Annotated in this window: 18 protein-coding genes; 17 read left to right on the forward strand and 1 reads right to left on the reverse strand. The window is 59.4% G+C overall.

Annotated features, from left to right (window positions below; genetic code table 11):
• Positions 1-2: 2 nt before the first annotated feature.
• Genes rsmH through murD form a run of 7 tightly spaced genes read left to right on the forward strand, consistent with a single transcriptional unit; the run spans position 3 to position 8,601 of the window.
• Entirely contained in the window at positions 3-995 is a 993-nt protein-coding gene (gene rsmH / locus K5Q35_RS10030; RefSeq protein ID WP_220799470.1) for a 16S rRNA (cytosine(1402)-N(4))-methyltransferase RsmH, read from the forward strand.
• Positions 995-1,354, forward strand: coding sequence for a cell division protein FtsL (locus tag K5Q35_RS10035; RefSeq protein WP_220799471.1), 360 nt, complete (start codon positions 995-997; stop codon positions 1,352-1,354). Before rsmH ends, K5Q35_RS10035 begins: the two co-directional genes overlap by 1 nt.
• Positions 1,351-3,132: a penicillin-binding protein 2 gene (locus K5Q35_RS10040; RefSeq protein WP_220799472.1), complete on the forward strand. Its 1,782-nt coding sequence runs from the start codon at positions 1,351-1,353 to the stop codon at positions 3,130-3,132. Before K5Q35_RS10035 ends, K5Q35_RS10040 begins: the two co-directional genes overlap by 4 nt.
• Before the next feature lie 18 nt (positions 3,133-3,150).
• Positions 3,151-4,632, forward strand: a complete 1,482-nt coding sequence (locus K5Q35_RS10045) for a UDP-N-acetylmuramoyl-L-alanyl-D-glutamate--2,6-diaminopimelate ligase (RefSeq protein WP_220799473.1) — start codon at positions 3,151-3,153, stop codon at positions 4,630-4,632.
• A complete protein-coding gene (murF, locus tag K5Q35_RS10050; RefSeq protein ID WP_220799474.1) occupies positions 4,629-6,059 on the forward strand; it encodes a UDP-N-acetylmuramoyl-tripeptide--D-alanyl-D-alanine ligase in 1,431 nt (476 codons plus the stop codon). Before K5Q35_RS10045 ends, murF begins: the two co-directional genes overlap by 4 nt.
• 9 nt (positions 6,060-6,068) lie before the next feature.
• A complete protein-coding gene (gene mraY / locus K5Q35_RS10055) occupies positions 6,069-7,151 on the forward strand; it encodes a phospho-N-acetylmuramoyl-pentapeptide-transferase (protein WP_013962464.1) in 1,083 nt (360 codons plus the stop codon).
• 55 nt (positions 7,152-7,206) lie between these two features.
• On the forward strand, positions 7,207-8,601 hold the full coding sequence (murD, locus tag K5Q35_RS10060) for a UDP-N-acetylmuramoyl-L-alanine--D-glutamate ligase (RefSeq protein ID WP_220799475.1): 1,395 nt from the start codon (positions 7,207-7,209) through the stop codon (positions 8,599-8,601).
• A gap of 9 nt (positions 8,602-8,610) precedes the next feature.
• Here the strand turns inward: murD and K5Q35_RS10065 are convergent, their stop codons facing one another.
• Entirely contained in the window at positions 8,611-9,783 is a 1,173-nt protein-coding gene (locus K5Q35_RS10065) for an NAD(P)/FAD-dependent oxidoreductase (protein WP_220799476.1), read from the reverse strand.
• 132 nt (positions 9,784-9,915) lie between these two features.
• Here K5Q35_RS10065 and ftsW point away from each other — a divergent pair, with 132 nt between their 5' ends.
• The 10 genes from ftsW to lpxC all read left to right on the forward strand — a co-directional run bounded on the left by ftsW (position 9,916) and on the right by lpxC (position 21,104).
• Positions 9,916-11,085: a putative lipid II flippase FtsW gene (ftsW, locus tag K5Q35_RS10070; protein WP_013962461.1), complete on the forward strand. Its 1,170-nt coding sequence runs from the start codon at positions 9,916-9,918 to the stop codon at positions 11,083-11,085.
• The gene (gene murG / locus K5Q35_RS10075; RefSeq protein WP_013962460.1) at positions 11,082-12,182 is read left to right on the forward strand and encodes an undecaprenyldiphospho-muramoylpentapeptide beta-N-acetylglucosaminyltransferase; all 1,101 of its coding nucleotides are present in this window, start codon (positions 11,082-11,084) and stop codon (positions 12,180-12,182) included. The genes ftsW and murG overlap by 4 nt, the downstream gene beginning before the upstream one ends.
• On the forward strand, positions 12,179-13,585 hold the full coding sequence (gene murC, locus K5Q35_RS10080; RefSeq protein ID WP_220799477.1) for a UDP-N-acetylmuramate--L-alanine ligase: 1,407 nt from the start codon (positions 12,179-12,181) through the stop codon (positions 13,583-13,585). The genes murG and murC overlap by 4 nt, the downstream gene beginning before the upstream one ends.
• 19 nt (positions 13,586-13,604) lie before the next feature.
• Positions 13,605-13,853 (forward strand): DUF2484 family protein, encoded by a 249-nt coding sequence (locus tag K5Q35_RS10085; protein ID WP_220799478.1) that lies wholly within the window; start codon positions 13,605-13,607, stop codon positions 13,851-13,853.
• A gap of 9 nt (positions 13,854-13,862) precedes the next feature.
• Positions 13,863-14,792 (forward strand): UDP-N-acetylmuramate dehydrogenase, encoded by a 930-nt coding sequence (gene murB / locus K5Q35_RS10090; protein ID WP_220799479.1) that lies wholly within the window; start codon positions 13,863-13,865, stop codon positions 14,790-14,792.
• Positions 14,793-14,899: 107 nt separating this feature from the next.
• Positions 14,900-15,820, forward strand: a complete 921-nt coding sequence (locus K5Q35_RS10095; protein ID WP_220799480.1) for a D-alanine--D-alanine ligase — start codon at positions 14,900-14,902, stop codon at positions 15,818-15,820.
• Positions 15,808-16,689 carry a cell division protein FtsQ/DivIB gene (locus K5Q35_RS10100; protein ID WP_220799481.1) on the forward strand — a complete coding sequence of 294 codons (882 nt, stop codon included), beginning with the start codon at positions 15,808-15,810 and terminating at the stop codon, positions 16,687-16,689. The genes K5Q35_RS10095 and K5Q35_RS10100 overlap by 13 nt, the downstream gene beginning before the upstream one ends.
• Before the next feature lie 3 nt (positions 16,690-16,692).
• On the forward strand, positions 16,693-18,027 hold the full coding sequence (gene ftsA, locus K5Q35_RS10105) for a cell division protein FtsA (RefSeq protein ID WP_174270235.1): 1,335 nt from the start codon (positions 16,693-16,695) through the stop codon (positions 18,025-18,027).
• A 330-nt stretch (positions 18,028-18,357) separates the two neighbouring features.
• Positions 18,358-19,977, forward strand: coding sequence for a cell division protein FtsZ (ftsZ, locus tag K5Q35_RS10110; protein WP_220799482.1), 1,620 nt, complete (start codon positions 18,358-18,360; stop codon positions 19,975-19,977).
• A gap of 203 nt (positions 19,978-20,180) precedes the next feature.
• Entirely contained in the window at positions 20,181-21,104 is a 924-nt protein-coding gene (gene lpxC, locus K5Q35_RS10115; protein WP_013962452.1) for a UDP-3-O-acyl-N-acetylglucosamine deacetylase, read from the forward strand.
• Positions 21,105-21,169: the final 65 nt, after the last annotated feature.

Consider the following 21,169-nt stretch of genomic DNA (forward strand, 5'->3'; position numbering starts at 1 on the left):
GTATGGCTGCTGCTGCCACAGCTGACACGACACCGCCTCATATCCCTGTTTTGCTGTCTGCCATTCTGGACGCGGTTGCCCCCGTACACGGCGATTGGCTGGATGGCACGTTCGGGGCTGGCGGATACACGCGCGGGCTACTGGAGGCTGGCGCAGATCGTGTGATCGCGGTCGATCGCGATCCGCTGGCCTTTGAAATGGCGGCTGGTTGGGCTGATGCATATGGTGCGCGGCTGGTGCAGCAACTTGGTGTTTTCTCGAAGATGGACACATATGCCGACGCGCTTGACGGTGTGGTGCTCGACCTTGGTGTCTCCTCTATGCAGCTGGATCTGGCGGAGCGCGGGTTTTCCTTCATGCGCGATGGTCCGCTGGACATGCGGATGAGCCAGGAGGGCCCGTCCGCGGCTGATATCGTCAATGAGGCCTCCGCTGAAACCATCGCAAACATCCTGTTCCAATACGGCGAAGAGCGCGCAAGCCGACGGATCGCCAAGGCCATCCTGACCGAGCGCGCCATCGCGCCGATTACGACGACGCTGCATCTTGCCGGAATAATTGAGCGTTGTCTGCCGCGTTCCAAGCCGGGTCAATCGCACGCCGCAACGCGCAGCTTTCAGGCCCTGCGGATTGCAGTAAACGATGAATACGGTGAGTTGTATCAGGGGCTTATGGCCGCTGAACGGGCCTTGAAACCGGGCGGTCAGTTGGCCGTTGTCACGTTTCATTCGGTTGAGGATCGCATGGTAAAGCGGTTTTTGACCGCGCGGGCAGGCGCGGGCGGCAATGCAAACCGTTTCGCACCCGAAGTGCAGCGGGACGCGCCAGCCTTTACGCTCAGGTCGCGCAAGGCGATTGCAGCGGACGCCGCTGAAATCGCCACAAACCCGCGCGCGCGGTCGGCCAAATTGCGCATCGCGGTGCGCACGGATGCGCCAGCGGGTGAGATAGATGCAAAATCGGTCGGCATGCCGGTCGTGAAAGCGGGGAACTGATGCGGACATTCTTGTTTATTGTGACCACCCTCTGCGTTATCGCGCTGGCGTTCTGGGCCTATCGTGAGAACTACGCAACGCAGGCAGCGCTGGCGGAAACACGCGAATTGCGGCAGGATATCCGTGCCGCGCATGAACGCCTGTCGATGCTCAAGGCGGAATGGGCCTATCTGAACCGTCCGGACAGGCTGCGCGATCTGGCCGAGATTAATTTTGACCGCCTTGGTTTGTTGCCGCTGCGCCCTGAACAGTTCGGTCATGTGGATCAGGTCGCTTATCCGCCAGACCCCCTGATTGAGATCAGCGACATCGTTGAACTGGCGAACCTCACAGAGACAGACGCCGAGGTAGGCCAATGATCCGGACACCGCTACGCCCGCTTGCCCGAATACTTGATGCGCGCAGCAAGGGCGAAAACCCCGATGCCATTGAGCGTGAAAATATCCGCATCCGCCACGAACAGATGCGCGATCAGGCGCGCCAGCGTGCCGAGGGGCGGCTATTGGTGTTAGGGCTGTTTTTCGTTGTGGCCTTTGGTGTTGTCGGCCTGCGCATGGGGATGCTGGCCACCTCCGAACCGACCGAGCCGCGCGTCGACGCACCCGGAGCGCAAATTCATGCCGCGCGGGCAGATATCGTGGATCGTCACGGCAACCTCTTGGCGACGAATTTCGAAACCCACGCGCTTTACGCGCAACCGCCGCAAATGATTGACCCCGAGCACGCAGCGCAGGAACTTGCCAAGGTCTTTCCCGATCTGGATGCGGCGGACTTGCTCGAAGACTTCACCGGCAAGCGCAAGTTTTTATGGGTAAAGCGCAAGATCAGCCCCGAGCAGATGCAAGCCGTCCATGAAATTGGCGATCCGGGCCTGCTTTTTGCGACGCGCGACATGCGTCTTTATCCCAACGGTCAACTTGCTGCGCATGTTTTGGGCGGTGCCAGCTTTGGTAAGGAAGGCGTCAGAGCGGCCGAGGTCATCGGGGTCGCAGGGGTCGAGAAATACTTTGACGAGTATCTGCGCGATCCTGCAACGGTCAGCCAACCCTTGCAATTATCGCTTGATCTGACTGTGCAGGCAGCAGCTGAGCGCGTGCTTTATGGTGGCATGAAACTGATGAATGCAAAGGGCGCCACGTCAATTCTGATGGACGTGCACACTGGCGAAGTGATCAGCGTTGTGTCCTTGCCCACCTTTGACCCCAACAACAGGCCGCGCCCCGCGACCTCGGGTGATGCGTCGGACAGCCCGCTTTTCAACCGCTCGGTGCAGGGCGTGTACGAATTGGGATCAACCTTCAAAATATTCACAGTGGCACAGGCGATGGACCTTGGCCTTGTCAATCCTGACAGCATAATCGACACCAAAGGCCCGCTGCGCTGGGGCAAGCACCGTATTCGCGATTTCCGCAATTACGGCGATGAGATGTCGGTCACAAAGGTGATTGTCAAAAGTTCGAACATCGGGACGGCGCGTATCGCGCAAGATATTGGCGTTGCGAGACAAAAGGCCTTTCTCGGCGAACTTGGGATGCTTGAAACCACTGGCTTTGAGATTGTCGAAGCCGCAACCGGCAGACCCCTTTTGCCGCCCAACTGGTCTGAATTGAGCACGATGACGATTTCCTATGGGCATGGCTTGTCCACGTCTCCTATGCATCTGGCGGCGGGCTACGCGGCCATTGCGAATGGCGGCTACCGCGTGCAGCCGACTATTTTGAAAGCGACCAACCCTGAAAAAGGGCCGCGTGTGTTCAGCGAAAGCTCCTCTGCCGCGTCGCGCAAAATGTTGCGTCAGGTTGTCACCGAAGGCACCGCAAGCTTTGGCAATGTGGAAGGTTATGCGGTCGGCGGCAAAACCGGCACAGCGGACAAGCCCGGCAGCCGGGGCGGATATTACGAAGACAAGGTCATCGCCACATTTGCCTCCATTTTCCCGATTGATGACCCGAAGTATGTTCTGATCGTCACCCTTGATGAACCGGTGGAAACCACCAGCGATGAACCACGCAGGACAGCGGGCTGGACGGCCGTACCTGTCGCGGCTGAAATGATCCGCCGCGTCGCACCTTTGCTTGGGCTAAGACCAACCGTTGAACCCTTGGCCACGCGCGATATAACCCTGACCAGTAATTAAACCGCAAAGGCGGGTGCAATGCTCGGGCAGACAAAAACACTTTCCCAACTGGGGCTCACAGCGCGCGATGGGCGGCAGGCGGCGCTGACGGGGCTTGCCGTTGACAGCCGCGATGTGAAAGACGGATATCTTTTTGCGGCTTTGCCCGGGTCGAGGATCCACGGCGCTGAGTTCATCCAATACGCTTTGCGCATGGGCGCGTCAGCCATTCTGACAGATATCGTTGGCGCGCGGTTGGCGGCCACCGAACTGGGCGCAAGCGACGCGGCCCTCGTGATATCCGATGACCCGCGCGAAGCTCTGGCGCGCACGGCAGCTTTATGGTTCGGGGCACAGCCAAAAACCATGATCGCGGTGACAGGGACGAACGGCAAGACATCCGTTGCGACCTTTGTGCGGCAAATCTGGACGCTGCTGGGGCATGAGGCGATCAATTTGGGCACAACGGGCGTCGAAGGCGCATGGAGCGCGCCGCTGGCACACACCACTCCGGAACCGATCACGCTGCACCGCGCGTTGGCTGAGGCCGCGCGCGAGGGTGTGACCCATGCCGCGATGGAGGCCTCAAGCCACGGTCTTGATCAGCGCAGGCTGGACGGTGTGACGCTGGCCGCCGCCGGGTTCACGAATTTCACGCAGGACCATCTGGATTACCACGCCACCTTCGAGGATTATTTTGCCGCCAAGGCGGGTCTGTTTGCGCGCGTACTGCCGGAAGACGCCAAGGCCGTCATCAACATCGACGCGGATCGGGGTGTCGATATGGCTGCGATTGCCGAGGCGCGCAATTGTCCCGTGATCACCGTCGGGCGGGATAGTGGCGATCTGCATCTGGGGAATATTCAGGTCGATGCTACCGGTCAGGTGGTATGCTTCATGCATCATGGCAAGCAATATGTGCGCCGCCTTGGTTTGATCGGGAGCTTTCAGGCCGAAAACGTGATGCTGGCGGCGGCTTTGGTGATCGCCTGCGGGGAAGAACCGCCGCACGTATTTGACACGCTGGAGCATCTGAGCACCGTGCGGGGCCGTATGCAGCTTGCGGGCACGCGCGACAATGGGGCCACGGTCTTTGTCGATTATGCCCATACGCCCGATGCGATTGCCACGGGACTCAAGGCGCTGCGACCGCATGTTGTTGGGCGCCTGATCGCCATTGTCGGGGCAGGCGGGGATCGGGACGCGACCAAACGCCCCCTGATGGGGCAGGCAGCGGCGGAAAATGCGGATGTGGTATTTGTGACAGACGATAATCCGCGCTCCGAGGACCCGGCAAGCATCCGCGTGGCGGTTTTGCTGGGCGCTCCCGAGGCAATTGAGGTCGGTGACCGGGCGGAGGCGATCCTGCGCGGCGTTGACGCACTGGGGCCGGGCGATGCCTTGTTGATCGCAGGCAAAGGACATGAAACCGGGCAGGTTGTGGGCGATGATGTACTGCCCTTTGATGATGCGGAACAGGCAAGCGTGGCGGTCGCTGCTTTGGACGGGAGGCTGGCATGACCCTTTGGACATCCGCAGAGGCGGCAGCGGCCACCGGCGGCACAACAACGCCGGAGTGGCAAGCCACAGGTGTGTCCATTGACACACGCACCTTGCAAGCGGGCGATTTGTTTGTCGCTTTAAGCGATGTGCGGGACGGGCATGATTTTGTGCAACAAGCGCTGGACAAAGGGGCGGCAGCAGCACTGGTCAGCCATGTGCCGCAAGGTGTGCCCGAGGACGCGCCCCTGTTGATGGTCGAGGATGTTCAAAGGGCCCTCGAAGACCTTGGACGGGCGGGCCGCGCCCGCGTGGGCGGCAAAGTGGTCGCGGTGACGGGAAGTGTCGGAAAGACCTCCACCAAGGAAATGCTCCTCGCGATGTTGTCCGATCAAGGCAAAACGCATGCTTCGGTTGCAAGCTACAACAACCATTGGGGGGTGCCGTTGACACTGGCGCGCATGCCGCGTGACACGGAATTCGCGGTGATCGAAATCGGCATGAACCACCCCGGAGAGATCGCACCGCTCGCCAAGATGGCCGCCCCGCATGTGGCGCTGATCACCACGGTCGCGGCGGCGCATCTGGAAGCCTTTGAGGACATTACGGGTATTGCTGTCGAAAAAGCATCCATCTTTGAGGGCGTCGTGCCGAACGGTGTCGCGATCCTGAACGCAGATGTCGACACATCCGCAATTCTGATGGCCAAGGCACAGGACTGCAGGTTGCGCGACATTACGTTTGGCGAACACGGGTATGATTTCAAATTGATGCGCGCGGATTTGCAAGGCGACACGACAGTTGTGCGCGCGCAGATGGGCGATGTGCCGATCCTGTACAAGATCAACTCGCCGGGGCGGCATTTTGCGATGAATGCGCTGGGGGCAGTGGCTGTTATGGCCGCCTTGCGTACGGATGTGGCGCTGGCTTTGGGCTCGCTTGGGCGTTGGACACCCTATAAGGGGCGCGGCCAGCGGGAACGCATTTATCTGGACAGCGTCGATACGCGGCTTTTCGTGGATCTGATTGATGACAGCTACAACGCCAACCCGACCTCAATGGCGGCAGCCCTTGAGGTGCTCGCTGCCGCTAAGGTGACAAACGACATTGGGCGCGTCTCGAAGGGGCGGCGGATTGCCTATCTGGGCGACATGAAAGAGCTTGGACCCGATGAAGTCGCGCTGCATGCGGGCCTTGCGCATTTACCCGCCACAAAAGAAATCGACGTGATCCACTGCATCGGCCCGGTCATGCGTGCGCTCTACGACGCTCTGCCGGAGCCGCAGCGCGGCACGTGGTTTGAAACCGCTGAAGAGGCCGCCACCCGCGTAAAAACACATATCGACAGCGGTGATGTGGTCCTTGCCAAGGGGTCACTGAGCATGAAGCTCGCCTGCGTCGTTGACGCCATCCGCAAAATGGGACATGCCCCGCTCGACGAAGAATAGGAATTCGCGATGCTCTATTGGTTAACGCTGCTGTCGGACGGAGGGGATTTTTTCAACCTCTTTCGCTATATCACATTTCGGGCAGGCGGCGCGTTTCTGACGGCATTGATATTCGGCTTTCTGTTCGGACGCCCCCTGATCAACGTGCTGCGGCGCAGACAGGGCAAGGGCCAGCCTATTCGCGATGATGGTCCCCAGGGCCATTTTGCAAAGGCTGGAACACCAACCATGGGTGGTTTGCTGATCGTGGGGGCATTGCTGACCTCCACGCTGCTCTGGGCGCGGCTGGACAATCCGTTTGTGTGGATTGTGCTTTTTGTAACCATTTCCTTTGCGATCATCGGTTTCATGGACGATTACGCCAAGGTTTCCAAACAAACGACGGCGGGTGTGCCGGGCAGAGTGCGGCTCTTGCTGGGTCTCGTGATCGCGGCCATCGCATCCTATTGGGCGGCGCAATACCACCCCGAGGCCTTGCAGAACCGGCTGGCCCTGCCGGTGTTCAAGGATACGCTGATCAACCTCAGTTACTTTTTTGTGCCGTTTTCGGTGATCGTGATTGTCGGGGCGGCGAATGCGGTCAACCTGACGGACGGGCTGGACGGGCTGGCGATCATGCCGGTCATGATTGCGGCAGGCACGCTTGGCGTGATTGCCTATGCGGTCGGCCGGGTTGATTTCACCGAATACCTTGATGTGCATTACGTGCCGGGAACGGGCGAAATCCTCATCTTTACGGCCGGTATCTTTGGCGGGGGCTTGGGCTTTTTGTGGTACAATGCACCGCCTGCAGCCGTCTTCATGGGCGATACCGGCAGCCTTGCTTTGGGCGGCGCATTGGGCGCAATCGCGGTATCCACCAAACACGAAATCGTTCTGGCCATCGTGGGTGGTCTGTTCGTGATTGAGGCGCTCAGCGTCATCATTCAGGTGCTCTATTTCAAATCTACCGGCAAGCGCGTATTTTTGATGGCCCCGATCCATCACCATTATGAGCAGAAAGGCTGGGCGGAAAGCACCATTGTCATCCGCTTCTGGATCATTTCGCTCATCCTCGCGATCATCGGACTTGCCACGCTGAAAGTGCGTTGATGCTGGGTATCGTGCGGAACAAAATTCTGGACCTGACCCGCAACGGGGCTCTGAAGTGATCCCGGTTCAGGGGCTGAGAGGCGCAAAAGTCGCTGTGCTGGGGCTTGGTCGGACAGGCATGAGTGCCGCGCGTGCCCTGAAAGAAGGGGGCGCGCTGGCGTTGTGCTGGGATGACAACCCGGACGCCCGCGCACGTGCGCAAAACGAGGGCTTTGACTGCACACCGTTTCGTTCGGTGTCTGATTTTGACGACATCGCCCGGCTGATCGTCAGCCCGGGTATTCCGCATCTTTATCCCGCCCCGAACCCTGTTGTTCGTCTCGCGTTGCAGGCAGGGGTGCCGGTGGACAACGACATCGGCCTGTTCTTTCAGTCCTTCGCGACGGAGGATTGGTCCAATTTTGACATCGCCCCCCGCGTTGTGGCCGTTACCGGATCCAACGGAAAATCGACAACATCCGCGCTGATCCACCATATTCTGGAACATGTGGGCCGCCCGGCGACCTTGGCTGGAAACATAGGCCGCGGGGTGCTTGATATTGACCCGCCCCATGATGGCGAAGTCGTGGTTCTGGAACTGTCCAGTTATCAGACGGACCTTGCGCGCAGTCTGACGCCCGATGTGGCGGTGTTTACCAACCTGTCCGAAGATCATCTGGATCGGCACGGGGGTATGGGCGGGTACTTTGCGGCCAAGCGCCGGCTGTTTGCCGAAGGCGGGCCGGACCGTGCGATAATTGGGGTTGACGAGGATGAAGGGCTGTCTCTGGCGGGGCAGCTTGCGGAGGGTCGCGCAGATGATCGTGTTATTCGCATTTCGGTTGCGCAAAAGCTGACCGGACCCGGTTGGCAGGTTTTTGCGCGCAAAGGGTTTTTGTCTGAATACCGCAAGGGCAAGCAGATCGCGTCGATTGATCTGCGGTCTGTGCCGGGCCTGCCGGGCGTTCATAATCACCAGAATGCCTGCGCGGCTTATGGTGTGTGCCGGTCCTTGGGTCTTGCGCCCAAAGTGATCGAGGCGGCGCTGCATTCGTTTCAAGGGCTGCCGCACCGCAGCCAGCTGGTCGGCGAAAAAGACGGTGTGCGCTTTGTGAACGACAGCAAGGCGACAAATGCCGATGCCGCCGCCAAGGCGCTGGCGGCCTTTCCATCCATCCGCTGGATCTGCGGCGGGCTGGAAAAAGATGGCGGGATGGACGCCTTGCGCGACGCGGGCGTTTCAGTGGTCAAAGCCTATGTCATTGGTCGCGAAGCGGCGGCTTTTGCCATGAAGCTCCCGGTTGAGGCCGAGATTTGCACAACGATGGCTCAGGCCGTGGAAAAAGCGGCGCGCGAGGCCGAGGCGGGCGATGTGGTGCTGCTGGCCCCGGCGGCGGCGAGCTTTGATCAATATGACAATTTTGAGCAACGTGGCGACGATTTCACCCAAGAGGTCGCCAAGTACCTTTAACCACCGTTTTCATGCCAACGCGCGGGCGGTCGCCATGGCGGACGACCACGCCCATTGAAAGTTATATCCGCCGAGCCAGCCGGTGACATCCACAGCTTCACCTATGAAAAACAGACCGGGGACCTTCTTGGCCTCCATCGTTTTTGACGACAGATCATCGGTATCGATGCCGCCCAAGGTCACTTCGGCTGTGCGGTAACCTTCCGTGCCGGAGGGGTGCAATGTCCATTTTTCCAGCGCTCCGGTAATGCCGGCGAGTTTCGCATCGGACTGATCCGCGATATTGCCGCTCAGGTCGAGGGTTTGCGCCAGCGTCTCCACCAGCCGCGCGGGCAGGAAATGCGACAGCTCGTTGGTCAGTTTGCGCGCGCCCGACTGGCTGCGTTTTTCTTTCAGGGCCTCAAACAGATTGGTGTCTGGCATCAGATTCACATCAATGGCAGTTCCTTCGCGCCAGTAGGAGGAGGCTTGCAAAACGGCTGGCCCGGATAGCCCGCGGTGGGTGAAAAGAACCGCTTCGTCAAAACTTGTGCCACCTGTGGTGACGCGTGCAGGCGCCGCCACGCCCGCGAGCGGCGCAAATCGTCCCTCGGGAAAGGTGAATGGCACCAGCGCAGGTCGGGTTTCAGTGACGCGCAACCCGAATTGGCGTGCGATATCATAGGCAAGCCCGGTCGCCCCCATCTTGGGAATGGATTTCCCGCCGCTGGCAATCACCAGTGTTTTGCAGTGCACCCGGGTGGTCTGGCCGTCCTTTACGAGGTTGAATTCATAGCCATTGACGGTCTTCGCAAAGTCCTGCGTCTGTGTTTGCAAACGCAAATCAACGCCGTTCTCTTGCATAAGACCGCGCAGCATGGCGATGATCTCTTTCGCAGAGGTGTCACAAAACAACTGGCCCAGTGTTTTTTCGTGCCAGGCGATCCCGTGTTGATCAATCAGATCGATGAAGTCCCACTGCGTGTAACGCGCCAAGGCAGATTTCGCGAAATGTGGATTCTCAGACAGGAACGCGGGCGGGCCGCAGTGCATATTCGTGAAATTGCACCGCCCGCCGCCGGAGATACGGATTTTCTCACCGGGCGCGCGGGCGTGATCCACCAGCAGAATGCGCCCCGGCGCATAGGCGGCGCACATCATGCCGGCGGCACCTGCGCCAATTATTGCCACATCAACTTGCATGGCGGCCAACTGGCCTGAAACGACAGATATTACAAGGCTTGAGGCTAGCTTTGCGGTTCAAATCAGGCTATGCTCTGCGAATAGACCTCGAAAACGGGGCGCATCGGCAGTGAATTACTAAGGCAGACATCCATGACGGAAATGGTCTATGGCGCGGTACCGGTTCGTGATGGCGAACCGATCCTCCCCAAGTGGTGGCGGACAATTGATAAGTGGTCGCTGTCCTGCGTGCTTATCCTCTTTGCCGTGGGCCTTTTGCTGGGGCTTGCAGCCTCGCCGCCGCTCGCAGCCAAAAACGGGTTTGAGCCCTTTCATTATGTGCAGCGACAGGCGTTTTTTGGCACATTTGCGCTGCTGGCAATGATCATCACCTCCATGATGCTGCCGACGCTGGTGCGGCGCTTGGCGGTTATTGGCTTTATTTGCGCCTTCATCGCCTTGGCGTTGTTGCCTTTCTTCGGGACAGATTTCGGCAAAGGGGCTGTGCGCTGGTACGGCTTGGGCTTTGCGTCCTTGCAGCCTTCAGAGTTTTTAAAGCCCGGTTTTGTGGTTGTCACCGCATGGATGATGGCGGCTTCGGCTGATGTGAACGGTCCGCCCGGCAAGACATGGTCGTTTGTTTTATGCGTGACGATCGTACTGATGCTGGCCTTGCAACCTGATTTCGGGCAGGCCTGTCTGGTGCTGTTTGGCTGGGGTGTCATCTATTTTGTTGCGGGTGCGCCGATGCTCTTGCTGGTCGGCATGGCGGCGCTTGTGGTGGCAAGTGGGGCAATTGCCTATTCCAACTCGGAGCACTTTGCCCGGCGCATTGATGGTTTCCTGAGTGCTGAGGTCGACCCGACAACGCAGCTTGGCTACGCCACCAATGCCATTCAGGAAGGTGGCTTTTTCGGTGTCGGTGTGGGCGAGGGGCAAGTGAAATGGTCCCTACCTGATGCGCATACAGATTTTATCATCGCTGTTGCCGCCGAAGAATACGGGCTGATCCTCGTGCTTGTCGTGATCGCGCTTTATGCCTGTGTGGTTGTACGCTCGCTGATGCGTCTGGTGCGTGAGCGTGATCCGTTCATTCGTCTGGCTGGAACCGGTCTTGCCTGCATGCTCGGCGTGCAGGCGATGGTGAATATGGGCGTGGCTGTGCGGCTGTTGCCCGCCAAGGGCATGACGCTGCCCTTTGTCAGTTACGGGGGCTCATCCGTGATTGCATCCGGGATCGCCGTTGGCATGTTGCTGGCCTTTACGCGCACGCGCCCGCAGGGTGAGATCAGCGATCTGTTGTCGCGTGGACGCACCCGATGAGCGCGCCGCTGTTGTTGATCGCTGCCGGGGGCACGGGCGGGCATATGTTTCCCGCGCAGGCCCTGGCTGAGGCGATGTTGAACCGGGGCTGGCGCGTCAAGCTGACCACGGATGCGCGTGGCGCACGCTACACCAGCGGTTTTCCGCATTCGACAGAAATCGAAGAGATCAGCAGCGCGACCTTCGCGCGCGGCGGTATCGCCTCAAAAATCGTCGCTCCATTCAAGATCGGTGCAGGTGTTTTGCGCGCCTTGCTGAGCTTTCGGCGGGATCGACCAGCCGTGGTAGTGGGTTTTGGCGGCTATCCGACAATCCCGGCGCTTGCTGCGGCCTTTGTGATGAAGCTGCCCCGCATGATCCATGAACAGAACGGGATTTTAGGGCGGGTGAATACCGCCTTTGCCAGCCGCGTTGATGCGATTGCCTGCGGTACTTGGCCGACCGATTTACCCGAAGGCATTGAGGGATATCACACCGGCAACCCGGTGCGCAAAGCCATTCTGGAGCGGGCGGAGGCGGGATATATCTGCCCCGGCGATTATCCGATGGAAGTGCTCGTGATCGGCGGCAGTCAGGGTGCGCGCATCCTGAGTGATGTGATCCCCCCAGCCATCGCATCGCTGCCGATGGCGATGCTCAGGAACCTGCGGGTCAGCCATCAGGCGCGCGATGAAGACGAAGAGCGTGTGGCAAAATTCTATGCGGACAATGGCGTGCAGGCCGAGGTGCAGCCATTCTTTCAGGATGTGCCGCGTCGTATGACCGAGGCGCAACTGGTGATCAGTCGTTCCGGGGCTTCCTCTGTCGCGGACCTTTCTGTGATCGGACGGCCGTCCATATTGATCCCCTTTGCCGCAGCCACCGGGGATCATCAAACCGCGAATGCGCGCGGGCTGGTTGAGGCAGGTGGTGCGATCATGGTGCCCGAATCCAAGGCATCCCCAGAGGCACTGGCCACCCAGATACTTTCAGTGCTGGACAATCCGACCGCTGCGATGCAAATGGCGACCGCTGCCGCGCGATTTGGCAGACCTGAGGCCACTGAAATGTTGGCACAAATGGTCGAAGGGCTGGCAGAAAAAGGGCAAGGGACATGAACGCAGCAACAAAACTGCCCGGCGATGTTGGGCTCATTCATTTCGTCGGTATTGGCGGCATCGGTATGTCTGGCATTGCCGAGGTTTTGCTGAACCACGGCTACCGTGTTCAGGGTTCTGATCTGAAACCTACACCCATCACGCGGCGCCTTGAAGAGCTTGGCGCGCGTGTATTCGAAGGCCAGCGGGCCGAAAACATTGAAGACGCCGAAGTTGTGGTCATCTCAAGCGCGATCAAGCCGGGCAATGCGGAGCTCGATGCGGCCCGTGCCAGTGGATTACCCATTGTGCGCCGCGCTGAGATGTTAGCTGAACTCATGCGTTTGAAATCAAATATCGCAGTTGCGGGTACCCATGGCAAAACCACCACGACAACCATGGTGGCGACGCTTCTGGATGCGGGGGAGTTTGATCCGACTGTCGTCAATGGCGGTATAATCCACGCCTATGGCTCAAACGCGCGCAAGGGCGAGGGCGAATGGATGGTGGTCGAAGCCGATGAAAGCGATGGCACGTTCAATCGCTTGCCTGCGACGATTGCGATCGTCACGAATATTGACCCCGAGCATATGGAACACTGGGGGGATTTTGACACGCTGCGCCAAGGTTTTCTCGATTTTGTCTCCAACATCCCATTCTACGGCGTTGCGGTGTGCTGCACAGATCATCCCGAAGTGCAGGCTTTGGTGGGTAAGATCACCGACCGGCGGGTGATCACCTATGGGTTTAACGCGCAGGCCGACGTGCGCGCTGTCAATCTGCGCTATGCGTCAGGTGTCGCGCACTTCGATGTCGCCCTTCAGGCCGAAGGCATCGTGATCGAGGATTGCAGCCTGCCCATGCCGGGGGATCACAACGTCTCCAACGCGCTGTCGGCCATTGCGGTGGCGCGCCATCTGGGCATGAAGGCAGAAGTGATCAAGACGGCCTTGGCCGCGTTCGGCGGCGTTAACCGTCGGTTTACCCGTGTGGGCGAAATTGACGGTGTGACGATTATTGACGACTACGGCCACCACCCCGTTGAAATTGCGGCAGTATTGAAAGCTGCGCGGCAGGCCACGGAGGGTCGCGTGATTGCGGTGCACCAGCCGCATCGGTATTCCCGTCTCTCAAGCCTTTTTGATGATTTCTGCGCCTGTTTCAACGATGCGGATGTGGTCGGTATTGCCGAGGTTTACGCGGCGGGCGAAGACCCCATCCCGGGCGCTGGTCGTGACGATCTGGTGGCAGGGTTGATCCGCCACGGGCATCGACACGCACGCGCCGTGGTCGGCGAAGATGATCTGGAACGTCTGGTGCGCGAACAAACCCGCCCCGGTGATATGGTTGTTTGCCTTGGGGCGGGGACGATCAGCACCTGGGCCAACGGTCTGCCGGCACGATTGCAAAAAGGGGCCGCTTGATGGCGCAGGAGTTTCCTTCATGAGCATTTCTCTGACACTGGCGGCTTTGTGGGCTGTTTTGGCAAACATTCTTGCAATGACGCCCAGTCGGGATCACCACTGGCGCAACGCCTATATGCTGATCGCGGTGGGCATCCCGATCGTGGGCTATGTCACCTCGCAACATGGCCCTTGGGTCGGCATGTTGATCCTTGGTGCAGGCATGTCGGTGCTGAGATGGCCGGTCATTTATTTTGGGCGCTGGATCAAACGCCGCACGTTGCGTTAAACAGCGCACATGAGTGATATGCCAGCAGTCCGGGGCCGCCTGACGCAGGGACGGCCCTTGAGCGATCTGACATGGTTGCGTGTGGGCGGGCCTGCAGATTGGCTGTTTCAGCCCGCGGATATGCAGGATTTGTATGCATTTCTGGTCAGCTTGCCACCGGATGTCGAGGTTTTTCCCATGGGTGTGGGATCAAACCTGATTGTGCGGGACGGCGGATTGCGCTGCGTGGTCATACGCCTTGGGCGGGGGTTCAACCAGATTGAAATTACCGGTTCCCGTGTTGTCGCCGGGGCTGCGGCGCTGGATGCGCATGTGGCGCGCAAAGCGGCGGATGCCGGGCTTGATCTGACGTTCCTGCGCACGATCCCGGGGAGCATTGGCGGGGCTGTGCGTATGAATGCGGGATGTTATGGCAGCTATACAGCTGACGTGCTGGTCGAAGTGCAGGTTGTCAGCCGCACGGGCGAGGTCAGCACCTTGTCGGCCAGTGATCTGCACTTCGGATATCGTCACAGCACGTTGGCCGAGGGGGCCGTTCTGACAAAAGCGATCTTTGATGCCCCGCGCGGCGATCCTGATACGTTACATGCCCGGATGGCCGACCAACTGGCCAAACGCGATGCGACGCAACCCACCAAAGAGCGAAGTGCGGGGTCGACCTTTCGCAACCCGTCGGGATTTTCATCCACAGGTAGAAGCGACGATGTGCATGACCTCAAGGCGTGGAAAGTGATTGACGATGCAGGAATGCGCGGGGCGCGGCTTGGCGGTGCGCAGATGAGCGAGATGCATTCGAACTTTATGGTTAACACCGGGCGGGCAACCGCCGCCGATCTGGAAGGATTGGGCGAAGAGGTGCGAAAAAAGGTTTACGATTCCAGTGGTATCACGCTAGAATGGGAAATTATGCGGATCGGTGAGAAGTTAAGTCCAGATTAACTCAAATTGAATTAAAATCCGCATGTAAATTGACGGTGAACCGGCGCAAAAGCCGGACAACTAAAAATAAAACGGGCCCTGAACGGGCTCATACCAGAGGCACCAAGGTGGGTCAGTCGAGCAGGACACCCCCGAAAGTGGCAGTATTATTGGGCGGACCTTCGGTTGAACGCGAAGTGTCGCTGTCCAGTGGGCAAGCCTGCGCTGCCGCTTTGCGGGACGAAGGATATGACGTCGTCGAAATTGACGCGGGCCAGGATCTTGGCGCGCGTTTGATCGACGTAGGCCCGGATGCCGTCTTGAATTGCCTGCATGGTCGTTGGGGCGAAGATGGTTGCGTGCAGGGCCTACTGGAGTGGATGGGCGTGCCCTATAGCCACTCCGGTGTTTTGGCCTCCGCCCTCGCGATGGACAAGCAGCGCAGCAAAGAGGCTTTCGTCGCGGCAGGCTTGCCAGTGGTTCCGAGCGTCATCGCCAAGGCGGCCGATGTGCGCATAGGCCATGTGATGCAGCCCCCCTATGTGGTCAAACCCAATAACGAAGGGTCCTCCGTGGGCGTTTACCTTGTTCATGAGGCCGCGAACGGCCCGCCACAGCTCTCGGAGGATATGCCACAAGAGGTCATGGTCGAAGCCTTTGCCCCGGGGCGTGAATTGACCACGACGGTGGTGGGGGATCGCCCGCTGACCGTCACCGACATCGTGACAGACGGCTGGTATGACTATGATGCCAAATACAAACCCGGTGGGTCCCATCACGTTGTGCCTGCGGATATTCCTGCCGATATTTTTGATATGTGCATGGATTATGCCCTGCGCGCGCACCATGCCTTGGGCTGTCGCGGTGTCAGCCGCACGGATTTCCGATGGGATGAAACAAAGGGCGCCGCGGGCCTGATCCTGCTTGAGACAAACACGCAGCCGGGCATGACGGCCACGTCGCTTTCGCCTGAGCAGGCAGCGGCCACGGGCATGCCCTTTGGCAAGCTCTGCGCGTGGATGGTGGAGGACGCCTCATGCGACCGTTGATGCGAAACAGAGCGTCAGAGCGCGGCGTTGATCCGGCCCCTTCGCGGTGGGCATGGCGCATGCAGCGGTTGTTGCTGACGCCTGCGTTTCTGCTTTTCTTGCGTGCCGGTGTGCCCGTTCTGGTGCTTTTTGGTGCGGCGACCTGGTGGCTGTCGGATACAGACCGACGTGCTGCCATCTGGGAAACGGTGGCCGAAGCGCGCGCCAGTTTCGAGACGCGACCAGAGTTCATGGTGCAACTGATGGCCGTTGACGGCGCGACAGACGCGCTGGCCGCAGAAATTCGCAAGGAAGTGCCGCTGGACTTCCCGCTGAGTTCATTTGATCTCAACCTGAGCGATATGCGCGACCGTATCGTAGCACTTGATCCGGTGAAATCCGCCACCGTGCGTATCCGGCCGGGTGGTGTTCTGCATATTGATGTGGAGCCACGTATCCCGGTGGTCATCTGGCGCAATCCGCAGGGCCTCACGGCGGTGGATGTCAACGGAATACACGTGGGTCCGATCGCGCAGCGCATGGACCGGCCTGACCTGCCATTGATTGCTGGAACGGGTGCTACCGAGCATGTCAAAGAGGCCCTGAACCTTTATCGCGCGGCGGGTCCTTTGGGGACGCGTCTGCGGGGGATTGTGCGGGTTGGAGAGCGCAGGTGGGACATCGTGCTTGACCGTGACCAGCGCATCATGCTGCCCAAAGAAGGACCGGTTGAAGCGCTCGACCGTGTGATCGCTCTGGATACTGCGCAAGATATCTTAAGCCGCGATATCAACCGGGTGGATTTACGTCTGGGCGCGCGGCCGACCGTTAAAATGAGTGACTATGCCACCAATGTCTGGTGGGAAATCCGGCAGGTATCAAGGCAATAAATGATGACCGATCTATATGACAGCCAACGACAAATGCGCAACATGCGCCAAGCCGCGATGCAACGCGGTGTGGTGGCCATTCTTGACGTTGGCACCTGCAAAATTACCAGCCTCGTTTTGCGATTTGATGGCGCGCCCCCTCTTGGCGATGAGGGGGAGATCGGCTCGCTGGCCGGGCAGTCCGGGTTTCGGGTGATCGGTGTGGGCACGACGCGCTCGCGCGGGGTGAGGTTCGGTGAGATCAGCGCCATGCCCGAAACAGAAAGAGCTATTCGCACCGCTTTGCAGGGCGCTCAGAAGATGGCGGGGATCCGTGTGGATCATGTGATCGCCTGTTTTGCCGGGGCTGAGCCGCGGTCTTATGGTTTGGACGCGCAGGTGCCGCTGGAAGGTGAGGCGGTCGGTGAAAATGACGTGGCGCGCGTTTTGGCAGCCTGCGATGTGCCGGATTATGGGGCGGGGCGCGAAGTGCTGCATGCGCAGCCGGTGAATTTCGCACTGGATCACCGCTCCGGCCTGCGGGATCCGCGCGGACAGTTGGGCAACAGCCTGTCGGTTGATATGCACATGTTGACGGTGGACGGCGACGCCATTCAACATCTTGCCCATTGTATCAAACGATGTGATCTGGAACTCGCGGGGATTGCCTCTTCGGCGTATGTCAGTGGCATCTCTTCGCTGGTGGAGGATGAGCAGGAACTCGGTGCGGCTTGTATTGATCTGGGCGGGGGCACGACGGGCGTGTCCATCTTTATCAAAAAGCACATGATTTATGCGGATACCGTGCGCATGGGTGGGGATCATATCACCTCGGATATCTCGATGGGGTTGCAAATTCCCATGACGAATGCGGAACGGATCAAGACATTTTACGGCGGTGTCCATGCCACGGGTGTTGATGACCGCGAAATGATCGAAATCGGGGGGGACACGGGCGATTTCGAACACGACAGACGCACGGCAAGCCGCGCAGAAGTGATTGGCATCATGCGCCCGCGCGTCGAAGAAATACTCGAAGAGGTGCGCGCGCGATTGGACGCTGCGGGTTTTGAGCATCTGCCAAGCCAGCAGATCGTGTTGACAGGAGGGGGCAGTCAAATCCCCGGGCTTGATGGTCTGGCCAGCAAAATTCTGGGTCAACAGGTGCGCCTTGGTCGCCCGCTCAGGGTTCATGGTTTGCCGCAAGCCGCCACCGGCCCCGCGTTTTCCTCGGTGGTCGGCCTGTCGCTGTTTGCCGCCCATCCGCAGGATGAATGGTGGGATTTTGACATTCCGACGGACAGCTACCCGCACCGCTCTTTGAAGCGCGCGGTCAAGTGGTTCCGTGACAACTGGTGACAACAACGGCGCAGGGGTCGAATCGACCTGACAGACGCTGAAAACACCCCATAGGCAGACCGAGCAGTCCGCCCGCACAGACGAAAATACCCCGGTGCTTCAAGGGACCGGCGCCAAGGCTTTGCGCGCCGGCCTATGGCAGCACGGCAACTTTTCGCAAGATATTGCCGATCAGGTCAACTCTGAGCGGCCAAAGCACTAAAATTCCCCATATTTTGTGGTGTTTATGCGTTTTTTGCGTGACCCTTTGGCGCACAGGCGGTACACTGCTACGGGATTGGCAGAAAAAAACGCCCGCGAATGCGGGCAGCAGCACAGGCGGATTTGATCATGACACTTACTTTATCGATGCCGGGACAGGCGGAACTCAAACCACGCATTACAGTTTTCGGCGTCGGCGGCGCTGGTGGTAATGCGGTAAACAACATGATCGAAAAAGCGCTCGACGGCGTCGATTTCGTGGTCGCGAACACAGATGCGCAGGCGCTGCAGCAGGCCAAATCAGACAACCGGGTTCAACTGGGCGTCAAGGTGACCGAAGGTCTTGGCGCCGGCGCGCGCGCAACAGTTGGCGCCGCAGCTGCCGAAGAAAGCATTGAAGAGATCGTCGATCATCTGGCGGGTGCGCACATGTGTTTCATCACCGCTGGTATGGGCGGCGGCACCGGGACGGGGGCCGCGCCTATCATCGCGCAGGCCGCGCGCGAACTGGGTGTGCTGACTGTTGGCGTTGTGACCAAACCGTTTCAGTTTGAAGGCGGCAAGCGGATGCGTCAGGCCGAAGACGGCGTTGAGGCGCTGCAAAAGGTCGTGGATACGCTGATCATCATTCCGAACCAGAACCTGTTCCGGCTTGCCAACGAGAAAACAACCTTCACCGAGGCGTTTTCCATGGCGGATGACGTGTTGTACCAAGGCGTCAAGGGTGTCACCGATCTGATGGTGCGCCCTGGCCTGATCAACCTTGATTTCGCGGATGTGCGCGCTGTCATGGATGAAATGGGCAAGGCGATGATGGGCACCGGTGAAGCAGACGGTGAGGATCGCGCCATTCAGGCCGCTGAAAAAGCCATTGCCAACCCGCTGTTGGACGAGATTTCTTTGCGCGGTGCCAAGGGTGTTCTGATCAACATCACCGGTGGTCACGATCTGACGCTGTTCGAACTGGACGAGGCGGCCAACCGCATCCGCGAAGAGGTCGACCCCGATGCAAACATCATCGTTGGCTCGACGCTCGACACGGACATGGGCGGATTGATGCGGGTCAGCGTTGTGGCAACCGGTATCGATGCGGTGGATGTGAACACGGATATTCCAGTGCCGCGCCGCTCCATGTCGCAACCGCTTTCTCCGCCCGTTGTCGTGCAGGAACCACTTGAAGAGACCATGCCAGCGGCAGAAATCCCGCAGGAAGTAGCAGCCAGTGCCGAACACGTGGAAGAGCCTTCCTTGTTCGAAGGCCTTGACGGTGCGGGCGATGCAGCCCCTGCAAGCGACGATGGTTTTTTCGACGTGCAACCGGCGCAGGATGAAGTCAACGATCTGCCGCCGCCTGCGTATCAGCCACATGTACCTGCATTCGAACCGGCACGGGACATGGTCGACACAGCGGCTGACAGTTTCGTGGCACCCCGCGCACCCGCGCCGGGCACGCCGTCACCGGAAGCGATGGCACGCCTGCGCGCAGCGGCGGAAAAATCCGCTCCACGTGGCCAGGTGAGACCACAAGCCGTGGCAGCCGATGCCACGGAAGAGCGCCCTCGGTTCGGGATCAATTCCCTGATCAATCGCATGACCGGGCACGCGGAGGCGGGGCAGCCTGCTGCGCCGCGGCAACAGCCGCAAATGCAGAACCGGGCCGCAGCGCCCGCTGCAGTGCCGCAAGACCACGATGACCCGGATCAGGAACGCATCGAAATTCCCGCGTTTTTGCGCCGTCAAGCCAACTAAACCGATCACGAAATGACGTTAAAGGGCCACCTTAGGGTGGCCTTTTTTCGTTTTATATCATGCACTTAATATTATGATGGCGTGTTTGCGCTCAATTGTAACAGTTGTGTTTCAGACGGTTGCAAAGATTGAGTTGAGCCTTTGCTCGCCAGTCCCTAGTTACCTAAGCAACCGGACAGGAGTCCGCCGTTTTTGGAGGCCACGTGCAAACGACGCTCAAATCATCGATTAGCTTTTTCGGCTATGGTCTGCACTCAGGCCAGCGCGTTAGCATGATTATCCGCCCCGCTTCGGCGGAGCACGGGATCTGGTTTGCGCGTACCGATGTTGCTGTCGGCGATCGGATGATCCCGGCCCGCTGGGATGCGGTGTTGCGCTCACCCCTGTGCACGAAGCTTGAGAACGCAACCGGTCTGCAGGTATCGACCGTTGAGCATGTGATGGCTGCTCTTGCGGGATGTGGTGTGCACAACGCCCTGATCGAAATCGACGGTCCCGAAGTGCCTATTCTTGACGGATCGGCGGCCCCCTTCGTACGCGGGATCATGCAGCGCGGGTTGCGGACATTGAACGCACCGGTACGTGCTTTCGAGGTTCTGAAACAGGTAACCGTCACGGATGGAGTTGCTTCGGCCACTCTCGCGCCTGCTGAAACATTGAAGATCGATTTCGAGATCGATTTCGAAGACGTGGCCATCGGGCACCAAAAGAAATCTCTGGTCATGAACAACGGCAGCTTCGCGCGCGAACTTTGCGACAGCCGTACGTTCTGCCGTCAGGCGGACGTGGATGCGATGCGCGCAAACGGTCTGGCATTGGGCGGCAACTCTGGTGAGAACGCGGTTGTTTTCGAAGGAGATCGCGTGCTGAGCCCGGGTGGTTTGCGTCACAGCGACGAACCTGTGCGCCATAAAATGCTCGACGCTCTGGGCGATCTGGCCTTGGCTGGTGCGCCTTTGATCGGACACTACAAAGGCGTGCGTGCCGGTCATTCCCTGACCAACACACTGTTGCGCACCCTGTTCGCGACGCCGGATGCGGTACGCATGATCGTCTGCGATGAGGCTGCGGCGTCACGCCTGCCGGGATACGGTCTGGTGTGGGATGAAATTCCCGCCGTTGCGTGAATAATTCCACTTGAGGAACGTCCTGTCGGCATCACCCGGTAAATTCTTTGGTAGGTCACACAAGC

It is taken from the genome of Roseobacter sp. OBYS 0001 (assembly GCF_019654895.1).
Lineage (GTDB): Bacteria > Pseudomonadota > Alphaproteobacteria > Rhodobacterales > Rhodobacteraceae > Roseobacter > Roseobacter litoralis.